At 63.3% G+C, this 19,556-nt stretch carries 17 protein-coding genes and 1 pseudogene; 14 read left to right on the forward strand and 4 right to left on the reverse strand.

The features are described from left to right. Nucleotides 1-2 precede the first annotated feature (2 nt). Complete coding sequence (locus ASF84_RS23410; protein ID WP_056841254.1) at nucleotides 3-992, forward strand: sulfate/molybdate ABC transporter ATP-binding protein; 990 nt, start codon at nucleotides 3-5, stop codon at nucleotides 990-992. Nucleotides 993-1,183: 191 nt separating this feature from the next. Here the strand turns inward: ASF84_RS23410 and ASF84_RS23415 are convergent, their stop codons facing one another. Next, a complete protein-coding gene (locus ASF84_RS23415; RefSeq protein ID WP_056841255.1) occupies nucleotides 1,184-1,681 on the reverse strand; it encodes an Mpo1 family 2-hydroxy fatty acid dioxygenase in 498 nt (165 codons plus the stop codon). Between the two features lie 84 nt (nucleotides 1,682-1,765). On the opposite strand from ASF84_RS23415, the gene ASF84_RS23420 reads away from it, so the two are divergent. Beyond that, nucleotides 1,766-2,476: a Crp/Fnr family transcriptional regulator gene (locus ASF84_RS23420; protein ID WP_056841256.1), complete on the forward strand. Its 711-nt coding sequence runs from the start codon at nucleotides 1,766-1,768 to the stop codon at nucleotides 2,474-2,476. On the opposite strand, the gene ASF84_RS23425 is transcribed toward ASF84_RS23420, so the two are convergent. Beyond that, nucleotides 2,468-3,436, reverse strand: a complete 969-nt coding sequence (locus tag ASF84_RS23425) for an AraC family transcriptional regulator (protein WP_056841257.1) — start codon at nucleotides 3,434-3,436, stop codon at nucleotides 2,468-2,470. The genes ASF84_RS23420 and ASF84_RS23425 overlap by 9 nt on opposite strands. Before the next feature lie 271 nt (nucleotides 3,437-3,707). Between ASF84_RS23425 and ASF84_RS23430 the strand changes: the two genes are divergently transcribed. The 12 genes and pseudogenes from ASF84_RS23430 (at nucleotide 3,708) to ASF84_RS23490 (ending at nucleotide 18,168) form a co-directional block, all read left to right on the forward strand. Continuing rightward, complete coding sequence (locus ASF84_RS23430; protein WP_056841258.1) at nucleotides 3,708-4,289, forward strand: alpha/beta hydrolase; 582 nt, start codon at nucleotides 3,708-3,710, stop codon at nucleotides 4,287-4,289. Between the two features lie 84 nt (nucleotides 4,290-4,373). Further along, nucleotides 4,374-5,192 (forward strand): annotated as a pseudogene (locus ASF84_RS23435) (sigma 54-interacting transcriptional regulator); the annotation flags it as partial. A gap of 117 nt (nucleotides 5,193-5,309) precedes the next feature. Beyond that, on the forward strand, nucleotides 5,310-6,092 hold the full coding sequence (locus ASF84_RS23440; protein ID WP_056841259.1) for a MetQ/NlpA family ABC transporter substrate-binding protein: 783 nt from the start codon (nucleotides 5,310-5,312) through the stop codon (nucleotides 6,090-6,092). A 304-nt stretch (nucleotides 6,093-6,396) separates the two neighbouring features. After that, a complete protein-coding gene (locus ASF84_RS23445; protein ID WP_056841260.1) occupies nucleotides 6,397-7,281 on the forward strand; it encodes a TauD/TfdA dioxygenase family protein in 885 nt (294 codons plus the stop codon). Nucleotides 7,282-7,296: 15 nt separating this feature from the next. Further along, on the forward strand, nucleotides 7,297-8,178 hold the full coding sequence (locus ASF84_RS23450) for an ABC transporter ATP-binding protein (RefSeq protein ID WP_056841261.1): 882 nt from the start codon (nucleotides 7,297-7,299) through the stop codon (nucleotides 8,176-8,178). Nucleotides 8,179-8,225: 47 nt separating this feature from the next. Further along, complete coding sequence (locus ASF84_RS23455) at nucleotides 8,226-9,092, forward strand: ABC transporter permease (protein ID WP_056841262.1); 867 nt, start codon at nucleotides 8,226-8,228, stop codon at nucleotides 9,090-9,092. 39 nt (nucleotides 9,093-9,131) lie between these two features. Beyond that, nucleotides 9,132-10,148, forward strand: coding sequence for an ABC transporter substrate-binding protein (locus ASF84_RS23460; RefSeq protein ID WP_056841263.1), 1,017 nt, complete (start codon nucleotides 9,132-9,134; stop codon nucleotides 10,146-10,148). Between the two features lie 276 nt (nucleotides 10,149-10,424). Continuing rightward, nucleotides 10,425-11,243 (forward strand): RHS repeat-associated core domain-containing protein, encoded by an 819-nt coding sequence (locus ASF84_RS29830; protein WP_056841264.1) that lies wholly within the window; start codon nucleotides 10,425-10,427, stop codon nucleotides 11,241-11,243. Between the two features lie 721 nt (nucleotides 11,244-11,964). After that, on the forward strand, nucleotides 11,965-12,801 hold the full coding sequence (locus ASF84_RS23475; RefSeq protein WP_082481820.1) for an RHS repeat-associated core domain-containing protein: 837 nt from the start codon (nucleotides 11,965-11,967) through the stop codon (nucleotides 12,799-12,801). Nucleotides 12,802-12,914: 113 nt separating this feature from the next. Then, complete coding sequence (locus ASF84_RS23480) at nucleotides 12,915-14,027, forward strand: efflux RND transporter periplasmic adaptor subunit (protein WP_056841267.1); 1,113 nt, start codon at nucleotides 12,915-12,917, stop codon at nucleotides 14,025-14,027. After that, entirely contained in the window at nucleotides 14,024-15,094 is a 1,071-nt protein-coding gene (locus tag ASF84_RS23485; RefSeq protein WP_056841268.1) for an efflux RND transporter periplasmic adaptor subunit, read from the forward strand. The genes ASF84_RS23480 and ASF84_RS23485 overlap by 4 nt, the downstream gene beginning before the upstream one ends. Continuing rightward, entirely contained in the window at nucleotides 15,091-18,168 is a 3,078-nt protein-coding gene (locus tag ASF84_RS23490; protein WP_056841269.1) for an efflux RND transporter permease subunit, read from the forward strand. Before ASF84_RS23485 ends, ASF84_RS23490 begins: the two co-directional genes overlap by 4 nt. Here ASF84_RS23490 and ASF84_RS23495 read toward each other — a convergent pair. Then, nucleotides 18,116-18,646, reverse strand: coding sequence for a hypothetical protein (locus ASF84_RS23495; protein ID WP_056841270.1), 531 nt, complete (start codon nucleotides 18,644-18,646; stop codon nucleotides 18,116-18,118). The two genes, ASF84_RS23490 and ASF84_RS23495, sit on opposite strands and share 53 nt — an antisense overlap. A gap of 179 nt (nucleotides 18,647-18,825) precedes the next feature. After that, complete coding sequence (locus tag ASF84_RS23500) at nucleotides 18,826-19,458, reverse strand: class I SAM-dependent DNA methyltransferase (protein ID WP_056841271.1); 633 nt, start codon at nucleotides 19,456-19,458, stop codon at nucleotides 18,826-18,828. Between the last annotated feature and the right edge of the window lie 98 nt (nucleotides 19,459-19,556).

A 19,556-nucleotide genomic window follows, 5' to 3' on the forward strand; every position in this document is an offset into this window, starting at 1 on the left:
CCATGTCGATCGAAGTCCGTAACGTCAGCAAGAACTTCAATGCCTTCAAGGCGCTCAACAGCATCAACCTGGACATCAACAGCGGCGAACTGGTCGCCCTGCTGGGCCCGTCCGGCTGCGGCAAGACCACCTTGCTGCGCATCATCGCGGGGCTCGAAACCCCGGACACCGGCAGCATCGTGTTTCATGGCGAAGACGTGTCGGGCCACGATGTGCGTGATCGCAACGTGGGGTTCGTGTTCCAGCACTATGCGCTGTTCCGCCACATGACGGTGTTCGACAATGTTGCCTTCGGCCTGCGCATGAAGCCCAAGAATCAGCGCCCGAACGAAACCCAGATCAAGGCCAAGGTTCACGAGTTGCTCAACATGGTGCAGCTCGACTGGCTGGCCGACCGCTATCCCGAGCAACTGTCCGGCGGGCAGCGCCAGCGTATCGCCCTGGCCCGCGCCCTGGCGGTCGAGCCCAAGGTGCTGCTGCTCGACGAGCCGTTCGGGGCGCTGGACGCCAAGGTGCGCAAGGAATTGCGTCGCTGGCTGGCGCGCCTGCACGAAGACATCAACCTGACCTCGGTGTTCGTGACCCACGACCAGGAAGAGGCCATGGAAGTGGCCGACCGCATCGTGGTGATGAACAAGGGTGTGATCGAGCAGATCGGCTCGCCGGGTGAGGTCTATGAGTCGCCGGCCAACGATTTCGTCTATCACTTCCTGGGCGATTCCAACCGCCTGAGCCTGGACGGCAACGAGCACCTGTTGTTCCGCCCGCACGAAGTGTCACTGTCGCGCCATGAGCTGGACAATCACCACCCCGCCGAAGTGCGTGACATCCGCCCGCTGGGCGCGACCACCCGGGTGACCCTCAAGGTCGAAGGGCAGAGCGAGCTGATCGAGGCCGAAGTGGTCAAGGACCACGACAGCCTGGTGGGTCTGGCCCGCGGCGAGGTGCTGTTCTTCAAGCCCAAGGTCTGGCAGAAAGTGCCGTCGATCTGAGTAGATTGTGTTGCCTGGACACGGATTCGCGACCGTTGGTCGCTCCTACGGAGGTTGGTGCCGGCCGGATTCCGGGCATGCCGCCATCGTGTAGGAGCGACCATCGGTCGCGATGCGGTCGGGCATTATTGAAGATTGTATGACCTGAACACGGATCCGCGACCGTTGGTCGATCTTCCGGGGGGGCGGGCTTACAACGACGCCAGCCGCTGTTCGATTGCCTGCTGCAGCGGTTTGCGCAGGCCGAGCAGAAACGCCAGTTCCGCCACCACGAACAGCGGGCCGATGATCAGCCCGGTCACATCGTCGATGAAGGCCGGTTTGCGGCCTTCGTAGTAATGGCCGATGAACTGGATGATCCAGCCCGCCACGAACAGCGCCGTTCCCCAGCCCAGCCAGGTAGCCGTCGACTGCTGCGCCAGCCCGGCGCTGATCCACAGGCACACGCCCAGCAAGGCCGCCATCACCAACCCGAACCGGCGATCCAGTCGCCAGTAGAACAGCGCGGCCGCCAGTGCCACGGCGCTGGCCGGTGACAGCCATGTCCCACCGAACAATGCCCCAGGACGTGACAGAAAAATCGTCACCGCCAGTACGATCATGGGAATGCCCAGGAAGTGCGTCACGATATTGCGCGAATCCCGGTGATAAGCGGCGTATTGGCTGAGATGATCGAGCAGCGTTTTCATTATCATTGTCGCCCTGTGGGGTGATCGGCTTGTTTACCCTAGCCGCTTCTGAAACACCGCGTGCAAAAATCCAAGGAAGTAATAATGACGAATGGAACGGGATGGCGCTCGCGCCTGCTGGGTGAATACTGGTTCGCCAACCTGCCGGCCGACTTGCAGGACGCCCTGCTGGCAGCCGCACGGCAGCGGCGGGTGACGCCGGGTAAATTGCTGTTTGCCAAGGGTGATGCGCCCTGTGGCCTGTATGCCCTGGTGGAAGGTGCGGTGCGCATGGGCACCGCCGAAGAGCAGCGCAGGGCGGCGCCGACCGAGGTCGTCAGGCCGCCTTACTGGTTTGGCGAAGTGTCGCTGTTCGATGGACTGCCGCGCCTGCTGGATGCGTACTCCATGCAGCAAAGTATCTTCTTGCACATCTCGCAGCCGGTCATCGACGCGCTGCTGGCGCAGCACCCTGAATACAAGAGCGCGTTCGCCGCCTTGCTCAGCCACAAGATCGGCCTGTCCCTGCCCAATCGCCAGACGCTGCAAGGCCTGCCCGACCGTGCCCGGGTCGCCTGGCGCATTCTGCTGCTGGGCGAAGGCTATGGCGTGCTGAGCAATGCCCGGCGGGTGCTGACGCTGGATGACATCCAGGCCGGCGTCAGTGTCGGCCTGTCGCGGCAAGCGCTGGTCGAGGTGCTGCAGGACCTGCAGCGGCGCAAGATCATCCGCCTGGACCCGGACCTGATCGAAGTGCTGGACGTCGACAAACTGCGCAAGGTCGCCCAGGTGGCGCAGGCCCGGACCTCAGCCTGACAGTTCCTGGCGGTACTGCGCCGGCGTCAGGCCGGTCCAGCGCTTGAAGGCCCGACTGAAGCCATCGACATCGGCAAAGCCCAGCAGCCAGGCGACTTCACTCAGCGAGGCCGTGGGGTCGCTGATGTGCAGCAGCGCCAGGTTTTCCCTGCACTGGTTGAGCAGCAGGTCATAGCGGCAGCCTTCATCGGCCAGGTGCCGGTGCAGGCTGCGCGGGGTCAGGTTGAGCGCCTGGGCGATGCTTTCGGCGCTGGGCTCGCCCTCCGGCAATTGCGCCTCGATGGCGCAGCGCACCCGGGGTTCCCAGATCAGCGGCTGGGCCTGCGGCGAAGGCTCGCCGGGCGCGGCATCGTCCAGATGACCGTCGAAGTCAGCGCAGGCAAAGGCCAGCATGTTGCGGGCGGCGCAGAAAAACAGCGGCGCCCGGAACAGCTCCTGCCAGGGTTGCGGGTCTGCCGGGGCCGGGCGCTGCAAATGCACTTCCAGCGGCGCATAACCCCGGCCCAGCCGGTTGCGACAGGTGCGCACGTAGATGGCGGCGAAGGCGTCGAACAGCTCCGGCACGGGCACCGGGTAGTCGCTGGGCGCGCCGAAGCTGAATTCGTAGCGTTCGCCCACCTTGTGGAAGGTCAGTTGCAAGGCATCGGGGGTCATGGGGTGATACCCCACGATGCGCTCGAACACCTCGCGCAGCGAGCCGCTGGCAATCAGCGTGTAGCCCAGGGCATGAAAGCTGGTGGGGCTGGCAAAACGTGCGACCCGCAGGCCCAGTGCCGGTTCGCCACTGGCCTGCACGGCCAGTTGCCAAAGGCGCAGCGTGGCCCCCGGTGCTTCATGCGGCTGCGACAGGTGTGGGTCGAGGCCGGCGGCCTGGCACAGTCCGGCACTGTCGAGGTCCATGGCATCGAGTTGCTTGCGCAGGGCGCGGGTCCATCGGGTGATGCTGCCGGGTTCGTGCATGGCGTGTTACTTCCTGTCGACGAGGGGGAGAAGACCGATCGCGAGCCGGTCAGGCCACAGGGGCAAATCCATTGCCTGGTGCTGTTATCAGCGTCTGCAAGCGCAACCGGTGATTGCAGGCTGCAGGCACATTCCTTGATGGGCATCGTTCATTGGCAGAACAAAGGCATATGCAAAACAGGAATTAACAAATATCTTCTTATTCCTTAACGGATATATCGCGCATCCTTATACTCGCCGCATGGACTCAAGCCTTCAGGAGGCGACCCCCATGCATAACGAATCGATCCGTTATCTGATCGTGCCAGGCTGGCAAGGGTCGCCTGACGATCACTGGCAGACCCATTGGCAGAATAGCCTGCCGAACAGCGCCCGTGTGGAACAGGCCGACTGGCTCAAGCCTCGCCGTGAAGACTGGGTGGGTGAGTTGCAGCGCACGATTGCCGCGCACAGCTCGCCGGTGATTCTGATCGCGCATAGCCTGGGGTGTATCACTGTCGCGCACTGGGCACAACTGGCGCCGCTTGAATCGTTGCGTCAGGTGCAGGGCGCCTTGCTGGTGGCGCCGGCCGATGTCGAACGCCCCAATTGCTCGCCGGCCCTGCGCAACTTTGCGCCGATTCCCACCGACCTGTTGCCGTTCCCGACCCAGGTCGTCAGTTCCGACAACGATCCGGCCGTCAGCAGCCAGCGGGCACTGGAGATGGCCCGCCACTGGGGCGCCGAAGCCGGTTTCCTGAGCCAGGCCGGGCACATCAACGTCAAGTCGGGCCACCAGCGCTGGGAGCAGGGGTTTGCCTACCTGTACCGTTTGCAGAACCGCCTGGAGCAGCAATCGCGCCGTCGTGCCTGAGCGCCATGCCTTTCAACCATCGGGCCGCCGGCTCGCCGCTTTTGTCAACGCCAGCGCCCGTACAGGGCCTGGTGGGAGTTTTCCATGAGTCTTTATGATCACGGCCAGCCTTTGCTGACCTTCCCCGAGGCCGATAAAAGCCCGCTGAGCATTCGCGCCAAGGCGCTGGTGTTCATTGATCCGCGCTCGCGTCAGTTGCGCCATGAGATGGAGCAACTGGCCGCCGGCACCTTGCCGATCCTGATTCGCGGCGAGACCGGCACCGGCAAGGAATTGCTGGCCCGACATATCCACCGCGGCAGCGACCGTGGCGGCTTGTTCGTGTCGGTCAACTGCGGTGCCATCAGCCCGACCTACGCCGATGCCGAGCTGTTCGGCTATGCTGCCGGCGCCCACAGCGGCTCGGCCAGCAGCCGCGCCGGCTGGTTCGGCTCGGCCAACGGCGGCACCCTGTACCTGGACGAAATCGGCGACCTGCCGCTGCCGATCCAGGTCAAGCTGCTGGCCGCGCTGGAAAACCATGAAGTCACCCGGGTCGGTGCACAGCAACCAAGCCCTGTGGACGTGCGCCTGGTGGCCGCCACCAGCATCGACCTGGCCAAGGCCGTGGCGGCCGGCAAGTTTCATGATCGTCTGTATCACTACCTGAGCGAAGGCCGGCTCGACTTGCCGGCGCTGCGCGAGCAACCGGGCAACATCCTGCCGCTGGCCGAGTACTTCGTCGGTATCTACAGCCAGCGCCTGAGCCTGCCGGTGCAATTGATCAGCGACGCGGCGCAGCAGGTCTTGCAGGCCCATCACTGGCCGGGCAATACGCGGGAACTGGAAAACGTCATTCATTTTGCCTTGCTGGTCAGCCGTGGCGACGAAATCGTGGCCGATGACCTCAACCTGCCAACGCTCAAACGAGCCTGAGCCGTTATGTAGCGGGTATGTTCCCGGCCTGCAAAGCCGGGTAATGTCCGTTTCACGCCGCCGCGGGCTCGCGGCGGCACTGCCGATACCCCATAAGGAACTTGCATGAAAAAGACGTTGTTGATGGCTGCCCTGGCGACTGCATTCTCGGTGGGCCTGGCCCACGCCGGTGAAAAACTGGTGGTCGGCGCCACCCCGGTGCCGCATCAGGAAATCCTCGAACTGATCAAGCCGACCCTGGCCAAGGAAGGCGTGGACCTGGAAATCAAGGTCTTCACCGACTACGTGCAGCCCAACGTGCAACTGGCCGAAAAACGCCTGGACGCCAACTTCTTCCAGACCAAGCCTTACCTGGAAGGCTTCAACAAGGGCAAGGGCACCACCCTGACCACCGGTGTCGGCGTGCACGTCGAACCCTTCGGTGGTTACTCGAAGAAGCACAAGAGCCTGGCCGACCTACCCGATGGCGCCACCGTGGCCATCCCCAACGAAGGCAGCAATGCCGGCCGTGCCCTGTTGCTGCTGCAGAAGGGCGGCCTGATCACTCTTAAAGACCCGACCAACGCGCTGTCCACGCCCAAGGACATCGCCACCAACCCGAAAAACCTCAAGTTCCGTGAGCTGGAATCGGCTGTGCTGCCGCGCGTGCTCGATCAGGTCGACCTGGACATGATCAACACCAACTACGCGCTGGAAGCCAAGCTGAGCCCGAAGAAAGACGCCCTGATCATCGAAGGTGCTGATTCGCCCTACGTGAACTACCTGGTGACCCGCGCCGACAACGCCAACAGCGACGCGATCCAGAAACTGTCCAAGGCCCTGACCAGCCAGGAAGTGAAGGATTTCATCAACAAGAAGTATGACGGCGCGGTGATTCCAGCGTTCTGATCGACCTGAAACACCCCCCTGCCTGGCCGCGAATGCCGCAGGACCGTGTGGGAGCGACCAGCGGTCGCGAATGCAGGCTGTCAGGCACTGAAGATGCCGGACGTGGCTGGCTTTTCGCGACCGTTGGTCGCTCCTGCGGGATTTATGTCGTGTCTTGAACAGAGTCCGGCAAAAACCGTAGGAGCGGCTTTAGCCGCGAAAGTCCATCGCTATATCGATATTCAATATCGGTATTTAAAGTCCGTTTCTTATAGCTATAGAGTTACTTCCATTCAGTCCTTTGCTTTCTGGAGATGGAGTACTCATGCCAGCAGCCTCCCTCGTTTCATCCGCCGCCCAGGCGTTCGATGTCCGGCCGTTCACCGATAAGGTCGGCGCCGAGATCGTCGGTCTGGACCTGTCCAGGCCCCTCGACGACGCCGATTTCGCCCGTGTGCACCAAGCGCATCTGGACCACCACGTCGTGGTCTTCCGCGAGCAGCGCATTACTCCCCAGCAGCAGATCGATTTCAGCCGCCGGTTTGGCGTGTTGCAGATTCATGTGCTCAAGCAGTTTCTGCTCGCCAATCACCCCGAAATCCTGATCGTGTCCAACATCGTCGAAGACGGCCAGCCGATCGGCCTGGGCGATGCCGGCAAGTTCTGGCATTCGGACCTGTCCTACAAGGAACTGCCCAGCCTGGGTTCGATGCTCTACGCCCAGGAATTGCCCAGTGAAGGCGGCGACACCCTGTTCGCCGACATGCACCTGGCCTGGGACACCCTGCCGGCGCACCTGCGCAAGGCCATCGAAGGCCGCTCGGCGGTGCACAGCTACACCGCGCGCTATCGCGACGGCCATAACGCCGTCAACTGGCGTCCGACCCTGACCCCCGAGCAACTGGCGCAGGTGGTCGAAGTGGTGCACCCGGTGGTACGCACCCACCCCGAGACCGGGCGCAAGGCGCTGTTCGTCAACGAGAACTTCACCACGCATATCGTCGGTCTGCCAGAGGACGAAAGCCGCCAGATCCTCAACGAGATCAACGCCCACAGCGTGGGCAACGACCACGTCTACCGCCATCGCTGGCAGGACGGCGACATGGTGTTCTGGGACAACCGCTCGTTGATGCACCTGGCCGCCGGCTGCCCGCCCGAGCTGCGCCGTCGCCTGCACCGCACCACCATTCAAGGCGATGCGCCCTTTTGATCCAGGAGTTGTGCCATGAATGCTGTCGCGCAAGGCCACACGGCCAGCCAGCCCCACCAGACGCCACTGCATCAGCCTGCTACCGAAGCGCTGTTGCAGGTGCACAACGTCAGCCTTGAATACCGCACCCCGGAACGGGTGGTGCGTGCCACCCACCAGGTGAGTTTCGAAGTCGACCCTTCCGACCGCTTTGTGCTGCTCGGCCCCTCGGGTTGCGGCAAGTCCACGCTGCTCAAGGCTGTCGCGGGCTTTATCCGGCCCAGCGAAGGGCAGATCCGCCTGGCAGGCGCCCAAGTGACCGAGCCGGGCCCGGACCGCATCGTGGTATTCCAGGAGTTCGACCAGTTGCCGCCGTGGAAAACGGTGATCGAGAACGTCATGTTCCCGCTGCTGGCCTCGCGCACCCTCAAGCGCCCCGAAGCGCTGGAACGCGCCCGCTATTACCTGGACAAGGTCGGCCTCAGCGCCTTTGCCGACGCCTACCCGCACACCTTGTCAGGCGGCATGAAAGCCCGCGTGGCGATTGCCCGGGCGCTGGCCATGCAGCCCAGGATCCTGCTGATGGACGAGCCGTTCGCGGCCCTCGACGCCCTGACCCGGCGCAAGATGCAGGAAGAGCTGCTGGAGCTGTGGCAAGAAGTGCGTTTTACCTTGCTGTTCGTCACCCACTCCATCGAGGAGGCGCTGGTGGTCGGCAACCGCATCCTGCTGCTGTCGCCGCATCCGGGCCGGGTGCGCGCCGAGATCAACAGCCATCAGTACGACCTGCAAAGCCTGGGCGGCGTCGGCTTTCAGCACACCGCGCAGCGCATCCATCGACTGTTGTTCGACGAGCCCGGCAGTGGCGAGCAGGCCGAGCGCGAGCTGGGCTTCCAGGACATACGCATCGCGTATTGAGCATTCACCGGCCGGCCCGCCTCGGGCCGCCTGCAGAGATCCGAACCATGAGCCTTTCTCCTTCGCGGCGTGAAGAGTACGAAGTCACCCTGCAACCCTTTACCCAACACGAACTGGCCCGCGACCTGCCGCTGGCCCAACGCATCTGGCAACAGGGCTGGGTGCGCAAGACGGTGATCATGATCGCGCTGGCCGTGATCTGGGAAATCGTCGCGCGTATCCAGGACAACGACCTGCTGCTGCCAAGCTTCTTGCAGACGGCTGCAGCGTTCTATGACGGCCTGCTCAGTGGCGAGTTGCTGAGCAAGGTGTGGATTTCCCTCACCGTGCTGATCCAGGGCTATGTGATCGGCATCGTTTTGGCGTTCGGCCTGACCACGTTGGCGGTGTCGACCCAACTGGGCCGTGACCTGCTCGGCACCCTGACCGCCATGTTCAACCCGCTGCCGGCCATTGCCCTGCTGCCGCTGGCCCTGCTGTGGTTCGGCCTGGGCCAGAACAGCCTGATTTTCGTGCTGGTGCACTCGGTGCTGTGGGCCCTGGCACTGAACACTTACGCCGGGTTTCTCGGGGTCTCGGAAACCCAGCGCATGGCCGGACGCAACTATGGCCTCAAGGGCCTGCGCTTTGTCTGGCACATCCTGATTCCGGCCGCGCTGCCGTCGATCCTGGCGGGCCTGAAGATCGGCTGGGCCTTTGCCTGGCGCACCCTGATCGCCGCCGAGCTGGTGTTCGGCGCCTCGTCGGGCAAGGGCGGCTTGGGCTGGTACATCTTCCAGAACCGTAACGAGCTGTACACCGACAAGGTGTTCGCCGGCCTGGCCGCCGTCATCCTGATCGGCCTGCTGGTGGAAAACCTGCTGTTCGCCAATATCGAGCGCCTGACCGTCAAGCGCTGGGGCATGCAGCGTTAAGCGTTTTTTGATCCTGACCTCCTTTTTGAGAGCATTCCCATGAGCCTTTCTTTCAACCGCCCGGCGCTTACCGCGCTGGCGGCCACCTTCGCGCTGGGCAGCCTGTTCAGCGGCGCCGCCCACGCCGAAGGCAAGATCAGCATCGCCCAGCAGTTCGGCATCGGTTACCTGATCCTGGACGTGGTGCGCGACCAGAAACTGATCGAAAAACACGGCCAGCAACAAGGCCTGGCCATCGAGGTCAACTGGAACAGCGTCTCTGGCGCCACGGCCATGAACGAGGCGCTGCTGGCCGGCGCCCTGGACGTGGTCTCGGCCGGCGTGCCGCCGATGCTCACCGTCTGGGACCGCACCAAGGGCAAGCAGAACGTCAAGGCCATCGCCGCGCTGGGCTCGATGCCTAACTATCTGCTGACCAACAACCCCCGGATCAAGACCCTCAAGGACTTCACCGACAAGGACCGCATCGCCGTGCCGGCCGCCGGCGTGGGCTTCCAGTCGCGCACCTTGCAGATCGAGACCGCCAAACAGTTCGGGAATGACCAGTTCAAGAAATTCGACACGATTTCCGTCAGCCTGGCCCACCCGGACGCCACCGCCGCGCTGCTGGCCGGCGGCTCGGAAATCAACTCGCACTTTTCCAGCCCGCCGTTCCAGTACCAGGCGCTGGAGAACCCCAGCGTGCACAAGGTGCTCAGCTCCTACGACGTGCTGGGCGGGCAGGCCACGTTCAACGTGCTCTACACCACGCAGAAATTCCACGACAACAACCCCAAGACCTACAAGGCGTTCTACGACGCCCTGGCCGAGGCCGAGCAGATCATCAAGGCCGACAAACCGGCCGCCGCACAGACCTACATTCGCGTGGAACAGTCGAAACTGCCGCTGGCGCTGGTCGAGAAAATCGTCGCCGACCCGGAAATCGACTTTACCGTCACCCCGCAACGCACCTTCATCTATGCCGAGAAACTGCATGAACTGGGCGTGCTCAAGAACAAGGCGGCGAGCTGGAAGGATTACTTCTTCGAAGAGGCGCACGGCACGCCGGGGAGTTGAGCCGCGATTGAAAATGGCCCCATGCTGGCAGAGCACCTTCCCACCGGATTTGCAGCCAGTCTCAAATCTGACAGACCCCACCGCCCCTGTGGGAGGCGGCTTGCCGGCGATGGCGGTGGCGGTGGCGGTGGCGCAGTCTACGCATCTGTTGCGCCAGGCCCAGGCCGCTTCACTCCCGCCGCCAGGCCAAAACCTCGCAGTTCTGCCAGTATCGCGCCGCCCACCCCCGGTTCAGACTGAGCGCATCTTTGCCCAGCGCCTGACCGGAGCCTGTCCATGAAGCATTCTCAACAACGCCGCACAACCCTGTACGCCACCGATCGCCCAGGCAGCCTGCTGGCGCAGTTACAGGCCGGGCAGCCTGACCGGTTCGCCTACACCCCCTTCGGTCATCGCTCGCCGGCCGCAGGCATTGGCTTCAATGGCGAACTGCCCGACCCGCTGACCGGCCACTACCTGCTGGGCAACGGCCACCGCGCCTACAACCCGGTGCTGATGCGCTTCAACAGCCCTGACAGGTTGAGTCCGTTTGGAAAAGGCGGCGTGAATGCCTATGCATACTGCGGCAACGACCCGGTCAACCGGAGCGACCCGAGCGGGCAGTTTGCGGCGTTCAATGCAATCACCCGTAGTTTGATGAAGATGGGTAAAAGTGCGGCTGTCCCGGTAATGGTCGGCTCAGTTGCCGCGAGCGGCGGCGGCCTCGCGATGTTGCTCTCTAGCGATGTGCCTGAAGGCGAACGTAATGTCCTGGTTGCAATGACGGTGGTAACAGCAGTCATTGCCTTGGGGGTAGCTATGAAATATACCCACAGCATTCGTGCCTCCAAGCGCCGTAAATATGCTGAGGGCTTTGGAAGAGGTCATGATGTTGGCATTGAAAATGGTCGTCTTTATGAGCGTTGGTTAGCGGATAACCCGAACGGTCTTCGATCGCTCAGGGAGATCGAGCCCCCTAGTGTTGGCCTGGATAGTGGTCGTCTTCTTGAGCGTCGGTTAGCGGATAACCCGCACGGTTTTCGATTGCTCAGGGAGATCAGGCCCCTTGACAGAGTGCCCCTCGGCACTTCCAGCATCCGCAGATCAAGTGCCTGACTCGCTATAGGGCGTGTTACGCGCCCTTCCTCTGACGCAGGACCTGCAGCGGGTATCAAGTCAGTGCACAGGGGCGTAAGCGCTGCGACAGATTCAAAGCCCATGCCAGACGAAAAATCTCATGGCGCTACCTGTTTGGCTCAATTCTTTACCGGGGCAGATCAAGCATGACGTTGCCCGGCGCCTGACCGGAGCCTGCCCATGAAGCGCATCGCCCCCAGCCTCAACCAGGCCGCACAATCCTGTGCGCCACCGACCACCAGGGTAGCCTGCTGACACAGTTGCAGACGGGACAGCTTGATCGCATCGCTTATATCGCCTTCGGTCATCGTTCGCCGGCTGCAGGCATCGGCTTCAACAGCCCGGACAGTTTGAGTCCGTTTGGCAAGGGTGGGATCAATGCGTATGCCTACTGCGCAGGTGACCCGATCAATCGTCATGACTGCCAGCCTCCGATCTGACAGGCACAGCCGGACCTGTGGGAGGCGGCCCCCTCCCACCGAATTGGCGGCCAGCCTCCGGTCCGACAGGCACCAGCGGACCCTGTGGGAGGCGGCTCTGCCGGCGATAGCGATGGCGCAGCCGATACCGCTGTTGCGCCAGGCCCAGGCAGCGTCCATCGGTCGACGCCAGGCGAAACCTCACACTTCTGCCAGTGTTGCGCAGCCTGCCCCCGGTTCAGACTGAGCGCACCTTTGCCCAGCGCCTGTGGAGCCTGTCCATGAAGCGTCCTCAACAACGCCAAACAACCCTGTACGCCACCGACCGCCAGGGCAGCCTGCTGGCACAGTTGCAGGCCCGTCGATCTCAGCGCTTCGCCTACACCCCCTTCGGTCATCGCCCGCAGGCTGAGGGCATCGGCTTCAACGGCGAGTTGCCAGACCCGCTGACCGGCCACTACCTGCTGGGCAACGGCTACCGCGCCTACAACCCGGTATTGATGCGTTTCAACAGCCCGGACAGTCTGAGTCCGTTTGGTGAGGCAGGACCCAATACCTATACGTACTGCCGGAACGACCCGGTCAATCGTCACGACCCTACAGGGCATCTGGATCTGAATTGGGACGTCGCTCTAGGGTATGCATGGAGCATGCTGGCATTTTCGCGAGGCATTTACGCATTCCACAAAGCCTGGCCAAAGACCAGGAACGTGTTGCAAGGAAAATGGCCAAAGGCGACAGCAATCGATCTTCCTGCTGTCGCCGCGAAGCAAAAAGCCGAAGCGGCGCTGGATGTCACTTCTACGGTGGTGGCCATGACACAACTGGCCAGCGCTACGCTGGCCTTTGCCGGCTCAACGGCAAGGTTGCTCGGTGCAGACGCTCGTGTCTATCAAGGATTTATGGGGGCCGCTTTGCTGACAGGCATTCCGGCTTTTGCAGTACAGGCATTGACGCCCCGAATCGGCACCCGTTTGCACGCTGTTTTTACCCGGCAATATGAAAAGAAACGCATGCCTGTATCGATCCAGACCTTGAGTGGATGTGTCACGTCTCAAGAGATGGCAACAAGAACATTAAGGCTGAGCGCTCAGCAAATCCGGGAAAGTACAGTCTGATCATCCTCGGATATCAGATCGCTCTCAAGGAACCCTCCCGCCCGCCAACAGTCGCATATTCACATCACCACCCCGCGACCCTCGTTCGCCTCGGCAGCCGTCAAGGAGTCTGCATGCCTTTTTCCCCTGTGCGACTGCTTGCCCTTGGCCTGGCAGGTGCCTTGCTGTTGGCCGGTTGCAGCGACAAACAGCCTGAAGCCCCCGAACTGCCGAGGGTCTATGTGCAGGATGTGCAGCCGGCCGGTTTTGCCGCCAGCGTGGCCTTGACCGGTGACATCCAGGCGCGGGTGCAGACGCCGTTGTCGTTTCGCGTCAATGGCAAGATCACCCAGCGCCTGGTCGAGGTCGGTGACCGGGTCACGGCCCGGCAGGTACTGGCCCGCCTCGATCCCAAGGACCTGCAGATCAATGTCGACTCGGCGCAGGCGGCCGTGACTGCCGAGCAGGCGCGGGTGGCGCAAGCGAAAACCGCATTCTGGCGCCAGGAACAACTGCTGCCCAAGGGCTACACCAGCCGCAGCGAGTACGATTCGGCCCAGGCCGCCTTGCGCGGCAGCCAGAGCGCCCTGGCAGCCGCCCAGGCGCAACTGGCCAATGCCCGCGAGCAGTTGAGCTACACCGCGTTGATGGCCGACGCACCGGGCGTGATCACCGCCCGCCAGGCCGAAGTAGGGCAGGTGGTGCAGGCCACCCAGCCGATCTTCGACCTGGCCCGCGACGGCGAGCGCGATGCAGTGTTCGATGTGTACGAATCGTTGTTCGTCGAACCGCCGCTGGACGAGCCGGTGCAGGTCAGCCTGCTGGATAATCCGACCATCAAGGTGACCGGCAAGGTGCGCGAAGTCACGCCTGCGGTGTCGGCGCAAACCGGCACCCTGCAGGTCAAGGTCGCCCTCGGCCCGTTGCCGGCCGGCATGGACCTGGGCTCGGTGGTCAGCGTGGCGCTCAGCGGCCCGGCCCGGCCACGGGTCGAATTGCCCTGGGCGGCCCTGACCAAGAACATCGGCCAGGACCTCGGCCAGCCGGCGGTGTGGGTGGTCGACGCGCAGGGCAAGGCGCAATTGCGCACCGTCAAGGTGGCCCGTTACCTCACCGGCAAGGTGATCATCGACCAGGGCCTGGCGTCAGGCGAGCGGGTGGTCACCGCCGGCGGGCAACTGCTGCACCCCGACATGCAGGTCGAAATCGCCCAGCCCCAACCTGCCACCGCCGAGGCCCGCCCATGAAGCACCGTGCATGCATCGTATTGACGGCCGCCTTGCTGGCGGCCTGTGGCCAGGACGAGCCGGCCCCGGAGCCGGTGCGCCCGGTGCTGTCGGTGGTGGCCCAGACCGAATCGATGGCCGATCTTGGCCGCTTTGCCGGCAACATCCAGGCGCGCTACCAGAGCGTGCTGGGCTTTCGCGTGCCGGGGCGTATTGCCCGGCGCGCGGTGGATGTCGGCGATGAAGTGAGCCAGGGCCAGTTGCTGGCGACCCTGGACCCCACCGACCAGCAGAACACCTTGCGCAGCCGTGAAGGCGACCAGGCGCAGGTCGAGGCCCAGTGGATCAACGCCCAGGCCAATGCCCGCCGCCAGCAGACCCTGTTTGACCGGGGCGTCGGCGCCCAGGCGCAACTGGACATCGCCCTGACCGACCTCAAGACTACCCGTTCGTCGCTGGACCAGGCGCGCGCCGCCGTTGCCCAGGCCCGCGACCAACTGACCTACAGTCAGTTGCGCAGCGACCACGACGGGGTGATCACTGAATGGAAGGTCGAGGCTGGGCAGGTGGTCACCGCCGGGCAAGAGGTGGTGACCCTGGCGCAGCCCGACATCAAGGAGGCGGTGATCGACCTGCCGGCCGCCTTGCTCGACCAGTTGCCTGAAGATGTACAGTTCACTGTCGCCAGCCAACTGGACCCCAGCGTCAGCACCGTCGCCACCTTGCGTGAGGTCGAGCCCCAGCCGGACCGCTCGACCCGCACCCGCCGCGCGCGCCTGACCCTGGCCGAACAACCGCCGGCGCTGCGCCTGGGCACGGCGATCAGCGTCAGCCTGACCTCGACCATTGCCCCGCGCCTGCGCCTGCCCATCAGTGCACTGCAAGAGGTCGATGGCCGCACGCAAGTCTGGGTAGTCGACCCGGCCGGCCAGACCGTCAACCCAAGAGCCGTACAACCGCTCAGCCGCTCGGCCGACAGCTTCTGGCTGACCGGGGGCGTGCAGCCCGGCGAGCGCGTAGTGACTGCCGGGGTCAACAGCCTCAAGCCCGGACAGAATGTCAAAATCGATAAGGAAGGCCCGCGATGAAAGGTGGCTTCAATCTGTCCGAGTGGGCCATCAAGCACCAGTCGTTCGTCTGGTACCTGATGTTCGTCGCGCTGCTGATGGGCGTGTTCTCCTACATGAACCTGGGGCGTGAGGAAGACCCCTCGTTCACCATCAAGACCATGGTCATCCAGACCCGCTGGCCGGGCGCGACGGTGGACGAGACGATCGAGCAGGTCACTGACCGCATTGAGAAAAAGCTCGAAGAGCTCGACTCGCTGGACTACGTCAAGAGCTACACCCTGCCGGGCGAGTCGACCATCATGGTGTTCCTGCGTGACACCACCGATGCGGCGGCGATTCCGGAAATCTGGTACCAGGTGCGCAAGAAGATCGACGACATCCGTGGCCAGTTCCCGCAGGGCTTGCAGGGGCCGGCATTCAACGATGAATTCGGTGATGTCTACGGCTCGATCTACGCCTTTACCGCCGACGGCTTTTCGATGCGCCAGTTGCGCGACCATGTCGAGCAGGTGCGCGCCGAGATCCGCAGTGTCGAAGGGCTGGGCAAGGTCGAGATGATCGGCCAGCAGGACGAAGTGATCTACCTGAACTTCTCGACCCGCAAACTGGCGGCCCTGGGCCTGGACCAGCGCCAGGTGCTGCAAAGCCTGCAGGCGCAGAATTCGGTGACCCCCGCCGGGGTGATCGAGGCGGGGCCTGAGCGTATCTCGGTGCGCACCTCCGGTTCGTTCGCTTCGGAAAAAGACCTGGCGGCGGTCAACCTGCGGCTCAATGACCGCTTCTATCGACTGAGCGACATCGCCGAGATCGAACGCGGCTACACCGACCCGCCGGCGCCGCTGTTTCGCTACAACGGCCAGCCGGCCATCGGCCTGGCCATCGCCATGAAGGATGGCGGCAATATCCAGAGTTTCGGCAAGGCCCTGCATGCGCGCATGGACCAGGCCACCGCCAACCTGCCGGTGGGCGTGGGCGTGCACAAGGTCTCGGACCAGGCTGAGGTGGTCGACAAGGCCGTGGGCGGCTTTACCGGCGCGCTGTTCGAGGCGGTGATCATCGTCATGGTGGTCAGCTTTGTCAGCCTCGGCATCCGCGCCGGGCTGGTGGTCGCCTGTTCGATCCCGCTGGTGCTGGCCATGGTCTTTGTGTTCATGGAGTACAGCGGCATCACCATGCAGCGTATTTCCCTTGGCGCATTGATCATCGCCCTGGGGCTGCTGGTGGACGATGCGATGATCACCGTCGAAATGATGGTCACGCGCCTGGAGCAGGGCAAGAGCAAGGAGGAGGCGGCCACCTATGCCTACACGTCCACGGCTTTCCCGATGCTCACCGGCACGCTGGTGACGGTGGCCGGCTTTGTGCCCATCGGCCTGAACAACAGCTCGGCGGGCGAGTACACCTTTACCCTGTTTGCGGTGATTGCCGTGGCCATGCTGGTGTCCTGGGTGGTCGCGGTGCTGTTTGCGCCGGTGATCGGCGTGCATATCCTCAGCAGCAAGATCAAGAAAAAGTCCGAAGAGCCCGGACGCATCGGCCGTGCCTTCAATGGCAGCATGCTCTGGGCCATGCGCAATCGCTGGTGGGCCATCGGCATCACCCTGCTGCTGTTTGCCGGGGCGCTGTTCTCGATGCGCTACGTGCAGAACCAGTTCTTCCCGGCCTCGGACCGCCCCGAGATTCTGGTGGACCTCAAGCTGCCGCAAAGTGCCTCGATCAACGAGACCCGTAAGGTGGTCGACCGCCTGGAGGCAACCCTCAAGGACGACCCGGACATCGTGCGCTGGAGCACCTACATCGGCCAGGGCGCGCTGCGCTTCTACCTGCCGCTGGACCAGCAACTGCAGAACCCGTTCTATGCCCAGCTGGTGATCGTCAGCAAGGACCTGGAGGCCCGCGGCGCCCTGACCACGCGCCTGCAGGAGCGCTTGCGGCAAGACTTCGTCGGTGTCGGCTCCTTCGTGCAGGCGCTGGAAATGGGCCCGCCGGTGGGCCGGCCGCTGCAATACCGCATCAGTGGGCCGGACATCGACAAGGTGCGCCAGCACGCCATCGAACTGGCCGCCTTGCTGGATAAAAACACCCATGTCGGCGAAGTGGTCTACGACTGGAACGAGCCGGGCAAGGTGCTGCGCATCGACATCAATCAGGACAAGGCGCGGCAGCTGGGGCTGTCATCCGAGGATGTGGCGTCGGTCATGAATAGCGTGGTCAGCGGCTCGACCGTGACCCAGGTGCGCGATGACATTTATCTGGTGAACGTGGTGGGGCGCGCCGTGGATTCAGAGCGCGGCAGCCCGGAAACCCTGCAGAACCTGCAGATCGTCACCCCGTCGGGCAGCTCGATCCCGCTGCTGGCCTTTGCCACCGTGGGTTATGAACTGGAGCAGCCGCTGGTCTGGCGCCGCGACCGGCAGCCGACCATCACCGTGAAAAGCTCGGTGCGCGACCAGATGCAACCGACCGATCTGGTGGCCGAGCTCAAGCCGGAAATCGACACCTTCACTCAGGGCCTGCCCAGCGGCTACAAAGTGGCCACGGGCGGTACGGTAGAAGAAAGCGGCAAGGCTCAAGGCCCGATTGCCCAAGTGCTGCCGCTGATGCTGTTTCTGATGGCGACCTTCCTGATGATCCAGCTGCACAGCGTGCAGAAGATGTTCCTGGTGGTCAGCGTCGCGCCGCTGGGCCTGATCGGTGTGGTATTGGCGCTGGTACCCACCGGTACGCCGCTGGGCTTCGTGGCCATCCTCGGGGTGCTGGCGCTGATTGGCATCATCATCCGCAACTCGGTGATCCTGGTGACCCAGATCGACGCCTATGAACGTGACGGTTACCTGCCTTGGGATGCGGTGGTCGAAGCCACAGAGCATCGCCGCCGGCCCATCTTGCTGACGGCGGCGGCGGCGAGCCTGGGCATGATCCCCATTGCCCGTGAGGTGTTCTGGGGGCCGATGGCCTACGCCATGATCGGCGGCATCGTGGTGGCCACCTTGCTGACGCTGTTGTTCCTGCCAGCGCTGTATGTGGCCTGGTACCGGATCAAGGAGCCTTCCGACGTTCAGCGAAAGCAGGACCGGAACGCTGAGGCTTAGCGTCGGTGCCCTTTTGCTGAGCCTCATCGGTCAGCCGTAGGTTACTTACCCTGACCGGGCTGAACGGAATCGGCCTTGGTTCTTGTTCGGTGCCTTGTGGATAGGCGGGGCTTGGCGTCGAAATATTCAGGAAGCAGTAGGTGAGCGGTTCGACAAAGTACAGGCGTACTGAAAAACGCTGCCATTCGCCGGTCGCATAGATTGCGACCGGTGAGACCTGAGCAAAACCTTCACTGTTGAAGCCACCTACGCTCACCGTCAACATGCCTGGGTGTGTCTCGCTCTCCTTGGAGCGTGCATCAAATGCCAGGCGCAGGGTGTGGCCAGGCAGGTCTGGCAGGCTCTGTGAGACAAAGCTGGAAATGGGCATCAGCAGGCTTTGACCGTGTGCTTCGAAATGGGGTTCGAAGCCGGGATTGCCTTTCCAGTATTTGAAGTCATCGCTGAAGTTGCCGTTTTTGATGTAGTCGCTGCTCATGATCGTTTCCTTGATCGTCAATAAGTCCAGTGAGCAAGCATGAACGCTGTACTCAACGCCTATCGTGATCAAAGGTTAATTCCGACGGTACTGTCAGAAGTGACAGCTTGCGCATCGCGCAATCGAAGCCTGTGCTGTCAGCCAGCGCAGGCAGCCGTCATCATGCGCCGGCTAAAGCATCAGTTCTGATTGCGCCGCCACACACTCGCCAGCCACGGCTGCTGCTCTCGCGGCAGGCCGGCGGGGCGGTAGTAATGTTCCAGCTCGGTAAAGCCGGCCGCCGCAAGGCGTTCGCGCCAGGCTTCAAGGTCGTGGTAGGCGCCGTAGCGCGGGCCGTTCCAGCCTTCCTGGTTCTCGCCCCTGGGGTTGGAGCTGAACAGCACGCCACCGGGCTTGAGGCTGGCGTGCAGTTTGCGCAGTACGTCGGGCAGCGCCTGGGTCGGCACATGAAACAGCACGGCGTTGGCGAAGATGCCGTCGAAGCGACCGGCCGGCAGGTCCAGCTCGAGAAAGTTCTGGTGCAGCACCTCGCAGCCACTGTCGGCGCGGGCCATCTCGGCAAAGCGCTCTGAGCCATCCAGGCCCGTGGCCATGTGGCCCATGGCCGTGAACACCTTCAGGTCGCGCCCCGGCCCGCAGCCAAAATCCAGGATGTGCCAGGGCTTGGGGCCTTCGATATGCCGCAGCAGGGCCTCGATGTTCTGGCTGACATCGTGGTCGCGGGTGCCGTCGCGAAACTGCTCGGCCACCTCGTTGTAGTGGGAAAGGGTGGTTTCGGTGATCCGGGCAAGGGCAGGCGGGTCGAGTTTCACAGGCGGTGGTCCGTCGGGGGCGAGGTGCCAATATACGCCTTACTGGCCTTGTCGTCGGCTCGTCGCCGGCAGCAGAGCGCACGCCCACAAGATTGTTC

Source organism: Pseudomonas sp. Leaf127 (assembly GCF_001423155.1).
GTDB lineage: Bacteria > Pseudomonadota > Gammaproteobacteria > Pseudomonadales > Pseudomonadaceae > Aquipseudomonas > Aquipseudomonas ovata.

Coding starts and splice junctions, on each gene's coding strand:
- ASF84_RS23410 (WP_056841254.1), top strand. CDS start 3: ATGTCGATCGAAGTCCGTAACGTCAGCAAGAACTTCAATGCCTTCAAG.
- ASF84_RS23415 (WP_056841255.1), bottom strand. CDS start 1,681: ATGAAAACGCTGCTCGATCATCTCAGCCAATACGCCGCTTATCACCGG.
- ASF84_RS23420 (WP_056841256.1), top strand. CDS start 1,766: ATGACGAATGGAACGGGATGGCGCTCGCGCCTGCTGGGTGAATACTGG.
- ASF84_RS23425 (WP_056841257.1), bottom strand. CDS start 3,436: ATGCACGAACCCGGCAGCATCACCCGATGGACCCGCGCCCTGCGCAAG.
- ASF84_RS23430 (WP_056841258.1), top strand. CDS start 3,708: ATGCATAACGAATCGATCCGTTATCTGATCGTGCCAGGCTGGCAAGGG.
- ASF84_RS23440 (WP_056841259.1), top strand. CDS start 5,310: ATGAAAAAGACGTTGTTGATGGCTGCCCTGGCGACTGCATTCTCGGTG.
- ASF84_RS23445 (WP_056841260.1), top strand. CDS start 6,397: ATGCCAGCAGCCTCCCTCGTTTCATCCGCCGCCCAGGCGTTCGATGTC.
- ASF84_RS23450 (WP_056841261.1), top strand. CDS start 7,297: ATGAATGCTGTCGCGCAAGGCCACACGGCCAGCCAGCCCCACCAGACG.
- ASF84_RS23455 (WP_056841262.1), top strand. CDS start 8,226: ATGAGCCTTTCTCCTTCGCGGCGTGAAGAGTACGAAGTCACCCTGCAA.
- ASF84_RS23460 (WP_056841263.1), top strand. CDS start 9,132: ATGAGCCTTTCTTTCAACCGCCCGGCGCTTACCGCGCTGGCGGCCACC.
- ASF84_RS29830 (WP_056841264.1), top strand. CDS start 10,425: ATGAAGCATTCTCAACAACGCCGCACAACCCTGTACGCCACCGATCGC.
- ASF84_RS23475 (WP_082481820.1), top strand. CDS start 11,965: ATGAAGCGTCCTCAACAACGCCAAACAACCCTGTACGCCACCGACCGC.
- ASF84_RS23480 (WP_056841267.1), top strand. CDS start 12,915: ATGCCTTTTTCCCCTGTGCGACTGCTTGCCCTTGGCCTGGCAGGTGCC.
- ASF84_RS23485 (WP_056841268.1), top strand. CDS start 14,024: ATGAAGCACCGTGCATGCATCGTATTGACGGCCGCCTTGCTGGCGGCC.
- ASF84_RS23490 (WP_056841269.1), top strand. CDS start 15,091: ATGAAAGGTGGCTTCAATCTGTCCGAGTGGGCCATCAAGCACCAGTCG.
- ASF84_RS23495 (WP_056841270.1), bottom strand. CDS start 18,646: ATGAGCAGCGACTACATCAAAAACGGCAACTTCAGCGATGACTTCAAA.